The following is a 1,338-nucleotide window of genomic DNA, read 5'->3' as shown; positions in this document are numbered from 1 at the left end:
TGTTCGGCCTGCCCAATCAAACCGATGAAGTTTGGCAAAACGATATCGCCCGCGCCACCGAGCTGCCGCCGTCTGGTTTGGATACGTACGCGTTCAACCTTTATCCCATGCTGCCCATCAACCGCATGATTGAAAAAGGCGCATTTCCGACACCGCCAGGTTTCGATATTCAGGCAGACCAATATGCCTACACGGTTGAAACACTGCTGGAAAAAGGCTGGGAACAGGTCAGCAACAGCCACTTCGCCTATCCCGGCCGTGGCGAGCGCAACCGCTACAATACCCTGATCAAATCCGATATTTCCTGTTTGGCGTTCGGCTCCGGCGCAGGCGGTAACTTCGGCGGTTTCAGCTATCAGGTGCAGGGCGATTTGGAAAGCTATCTCGCCACGCCGAAAGGCGAGAAAAACATCGCATTTATGAGCGGCCATAGTCCAAATAAAGCACTTCTCAGCAAAGTCCAGCACGATATTGAAACAGGCCGTCTGAATCCATTATTGTTCGACGGCAACAAAGCAGCGCAAAAGCTGATTGCTCAATGGCAGGAAATGCAGCTTTTTAAAGAACCCGATTCAGACGGCCTGATCCGTTTGAATACCAGCGGCCGTTATTGGTCGCCCACCCTTATCCGCAAACTCATGCTCACTCTTCCGACTCAAGAAAAGGATCAAACCATGCAAAAACTTTCAGCCGAACAACAAACCATGTTGCGCCAATCATTAGAAAAAAATCCCGGCCAAGTGCTGGAAATGCTGGCCGCGCAAAACCAATGCAGTTTTGAAGACGTTATCCGCTGCCTGCCTGAAGAGAACGTGCGCCAAACCGAAGGCAGCCGCATTGTCGAAATTCTCCAAGCCATCGCCGCATGGGATGAATCCGTTACCTTCATCGCCCACACCCCCGATGCCATCGTCGAAGTCAGCGGCAAACTGCCTAACGGCAAAGTCGGCCGCGGTTTCTACAACTTTGATCATCCCGAAACTGACGGCGGCGTACACGGTCATATCTATTACGAAAACTGCGCCTCCATCTACCTTTTGGAACGCCCGTTCATGGGCAAAGCCACTTGCTCGCTCAACTTTATCAACCGCAATGGTGGCGCCATGTTTAAAATTTTTGTCGGTCGCGATGAAGCAGGCGAGTTGAAACAACATCAAATCGAAGCCATGCGCAAACTGTTTGATGCCGCTTAAACGGTTTCAGACGGCCTGATAATCCGTTCCTTGTTACATAGAGGAGCGGATTTTCTAACAACAAACATCTACCATACAAAGGAACCCCAAACATGCAACTCATCTTCGGAGCCAACGGGCCGTCCGGCCGCGCCTATATCCGCAC

At 51.4% G+C, this 1,338-nt stretch carries 1 protein-coding gene; it reads left to right on the top strand.

Annotated features, from left to right (window positions below):
* On the top strand, positions 1-1,193 hold a 1,193-nt coding region (gene hutX, locus ACTHUM_RS14295; RefSeq protein ID WP_440403200.1), incomplete at its 5' end, for a heme utilization cystosolic carrier protein HutX.
* Between the last annotated feature and the right edge of the window lie 145 nt (positions 1,194-1,338).

Source organism: Neisseria sp. P0021.S006 (genome assembly GCF_051956895.1).
This window is presented reverse-complemented; position numbering and strand designations above follow the sequence as displayed.